Below are 3,436 nucleotides of genomic sequence, written 5' to 3' on the forward strand. Positions count from 1 at the left end.
CTTTGACCGTATCCCGCCCATTTGCGACTCTATCCTGCTATCCATCCGGGGACTGACCCGGGAAATTCGCCGGATTCGGGAAAACCCGGCACTGGAGGGCAAGCTGGACTCATTCCGTAACAACCGCAAGTACTACCAGAGTTCAGTGCGCAATATCCAGGCTACGGTGATGGACTGCCAGAAACAGTTCCTGCGCCAGGAAATCCGCGAACGTTTTAACCAGTGGGCAATAGCGGAAATAATTTTGGCGGCATCGTGTTCGCTGTAGAGAATGTCATCCACCTGACGGGACAGAGTGACGCTCTGACGACCAGCCTGTGATAGACGAACATGGCCAATTTTACTCTGCTTTTCCAGCAGGGCTGTCTGCTTGGTACTTGCCGTGCGTCGTGCTTCTGTTGCTGTCGGCTGGGTAAAGAACAGTTCGCTGGGTGTGCTGAGTGTATTAATGACATAGCTCAAGTCATCTGCGGTCAGCTCTGGAATCTGCTCACGCAGGTTGTTCAGGCAGCGACTCTGAGGGATAAACTGGCCGTTGGTTTGATAGTCCTGTTCAAGCAAATATTCCAGCAGTTGACAGGCAATTTCCAGCCAGTAACCGTCCTGATGACCGGTTCGTTTTTCCAGCGATACCCGGGTATGGTCGGAATGCCGTTCATGATTGCTGTCATGCAGATCCACCAGGCGCAAGGTGGTAGATAATAGGACTATCCATGAATTCATTGGAGTTGATTACAGTTAAATAACAGGACTCCATATTATAACTTTCTGTTTAGTTGATGCAGTTTTTAATTTGCTGCTGTTAGCACGCCTATCTATACTAAACAAACTTATTTAAAAAGTTTGTTTGCGGTGGGATATGGCCAAAATACAAGGAGTAGAAATACCCCCTAAAGAGAGTTTGCTTGAACAGCTATGGCAGGATAATGAAGGGCGGGAAATCTTTGTAGACCTGATGAACTCAGTAGATACCAATAATCATGGGTTCGATAGTAAAGGTAATTATTTGCATTGGGATGGCTTCCTGACCCGATCCAGAGAATTTAAAGGAAGAAAAGAGCTTGCTTACCTGGTTTTAAAAATGAAGCGCTCTCTGAAGCCCCATGACCATTTACTGGATGAAAATGATCAGCCATTTTTTTACACCGAAAACGGCTTGATGGCCAAACTCTACAAGGTCGATACCCTGATTACTTTTGAGCATCTTCAGGGAGCAACCTCATACGATAAAAACCTTCATCTTGTGCAAAATGTCATTATGGAAGAGGCCATTTCCAGTGCCCAGCTGGAAGGGGCTGCCACCACACGGAAGGTGGCCAAGGAGATGCTGGAAACAGGCCGAGAGCCCAGAAATATGTCTGAGCAGATGATCGTGAATAACTGGAATTTGATTCAGTATGCGGAAGATAGCAAGGATGAATCACTGTCACTGGGTTTAATCCTGCGATTCAACAAGATAGCCACGGAATACGCCCTGGAAAATGAGCACACCGCAGGAGAACTCAGGAATGCGCCGGTATTTGTGAAAAATAACATGACCAACGAGGTGATTCATGAAGCGCCAGACGCTGGCCAGCTTGAAACTTTGCTGAATAGGGTGTGTGAGTATGCTAATGCAGAACACAAGACGGGGGGAGAGTTTATTCATCCTGTGGTAAAGGCGTGTGTATTGCATTTTATGATTGGTTATATCCACCCATTTTTTGATGGCAATGGCAGAACCGCTCGGGCCCTGTTCTACTGGTACATGCTGAAAAGTGGTTATCAGAACTTTCGGTATATATCGATTTCAGCACTGCTCAAGGATGCGCCAGCAAAGTATATGAAAAGCTATCTGTATACCGAAACAGACAGTAATGATTTAACCCATTTTATTGATTATCAGCTGTCCATTATCATTCGAGCTTTGGAGCGGTTTACCGAGTATGTAAAAACCAAAGCCAGAGAGCTGCAAAGTGCCATTGAGACACTGAAAACCTCGCCTGTGTACAATAAGCTAAGTCTCCAGCATATCACCATACTGGAAAAAGCATTAAAGCACGCAGGCAGGACTTTCACTGTAAAAGAGATTGAAAGTGATTTTAATGTGTCGTCTACAGCGGCACGCAAATATCTGGATACCCTGGCTAATATGGAGTTGCTGATTAAGTTCAGGCTTAAAGGCAGAAGTTATGGTTATATTGCCCCTGCGGACCTGAGAGAGCGGTTATGTGTTGATTGACACTCTCCCCCAGTCAAGTCGCTGGGGGATTCCCGTTAGTCCTCTGACTGGATCAGGGATCTGAATACTTAACGGGTAAACCTATGATGAAACTTCCACAGCAGGCTTATCTCAGTTCAGAGAGCATAGCGCTTCTGCAAATACTCAAGATGTACGGGCAAGGTTAAGGCGTTTGGTCGAATAGATTGAACCAGTGTTTTTACATCGTCCCATTGCATACCACTTTCCAGTAGAAGTGCTGCTGCCATCAGCCCTGTACGTCCAGAGCCGCCTTTACAGTGAATAGCGATCGTCGCCTTTTTTTCAATCAGGGCGAGCAGGGCGTCTTTGGCCTGTTTAAACGCAATTTCAAAGATTTCTTCCGGTGCACAGTCGTCTTCTACCGGGAGTTGAAACCACTGCATTCCAGTATGTTCAGTCTCCTGGCCAAGACTGGCAACCTCAAGAAGGGTGATTTCGGTATTTGGCAGCATAGTGACAACAGCGTCAGCCCCGGCCTTTTTCAGTGTACTCAGCGAATCAGAAAGATTTTCCGCTTTTGTACCCGGGCACGGTGTGAAAATAAAGGTTGAACCATTGGGCAACGGCAGAATATCAAAAGGATGATGGGACATGTGAATGCTCTATATTGCAGAAACGCAGGCGGTATATTAACAGGTGTATTGTTCGCAGGGTCGTATTTTTATTTTTTTGTTCATTGGTACTTGCAGCGGGAAAAATACTGGCGTATCGTTCATCGTAATTTAACGATTAAGGTGTAAGTGGTTAGCATAATGACACAATGCCTGCAAAGTCTCGCTGATTTTCAGTTTAACGAGTCGGAAGAGAAGGAGTTGGCTGCTTATGCCAAAGCCATTGGGCACCCGGCACGGGTAAGGCTGCTACGGATACTGGCGGGGCGTGTGTGTCTGGGTTCTGACCTGGTCGGGCAGCTTGGTCTTGCTCAGTCCACGGTTTCAGAACATCTTCGGATTCTGCGGGAAGCCGGTTTGGTACATGCCGAAGTAAAGCACCCCAAAACCTGCTTTAGCCTTCGCCCGGAAGCTATCCAACGGGTTCAGCAGTTACTGGCTGATATTGACAGCGTTTAATCCGTTTCAGGCCATACGAAATGGTCTGCTTCGTTCCCATGTTCAACGTGGGAACAAGATAGAAAGAATGTTGAATTTTTTTGAGTTTTATATCGTTTTTCGACGATTACCGATAGTTTGTAGA

4 protein-coding genes are annotated in these 3,436 nt (G+C 46.4%); 2 read left to right on the top strand and 2 right to left on the bottom strand.

Features of this window, described 5'->3' with window-relative positions; genetic code table 11:
- Positions 1-132: 132 nt before the first annotated feature.
- A complete protein-coding gene (locus KDK13_RS00700) occupies positions 133-723 on the bottom strand; it encodes a hypothetical protein (protein WP_257282805.1) in 591 nt (196 codons plus the stop codon).
- 136 nt (positions 724-859) lie between these two features.
- Between KDK13_RS00700 and KDK13_RS00705 the strand changes: the two genes are divergently transcribed.
- On the top strand, positions 860-2,221 hold the full coding sequence (locus KDK13_RS00705) for a Fic family protein (RefSeq protein ID WP_257282806.1): 1,362 nt from the start codon (positions 860-862) through the stop codon (positions 2,219-2,221).
- A 116-nt stretch (positions 2,222-2,337) separates the two neighbouring features.
- Here the strand turns inward: KDK13_RS00705 and KDK13_RS00710 are convergent, their stop codons facing one another.
- The gene (locus tag KDK13_RS00710; protein ID WP_257282807.1) at positions 2,338-2,835 is read right to left on the bottom strand and encodes a dual specificity protein phosphatase family protein; all 498 of its coding nucleotides are present in this window, start codon (positions 2,833-2,835) and stop codon (positions 2,338-2,340) included.
- Between the two features lie 159 nt (positions 2,836-2,994).
- On the opposite strand from KDK13_RS00710, the gene KDK13_RS00715 reads away from it, so the two are divergent.
- Entirely contained in the window at positions 2,995-3,312 is a 318-nt protein-coding gene (locus KDK13_RS00715) for a helix-turn-helix transcriptional regulator (RefSeq protein WP_257282808.1), read from the top strand.
- The last annotated feature ends 124 nt before the right edge of the window (positions 3,313-3,436 follow it).

This window comes from Endozoicomonas sp. SESOKO1 (assembly GCF_024606265.1).
Lineage (GTDB): Bacteria > Pseudomonadota > Gammaproteobacteria > Pseudomonadales > Endozoicomonadaceae > Endozoicomonas.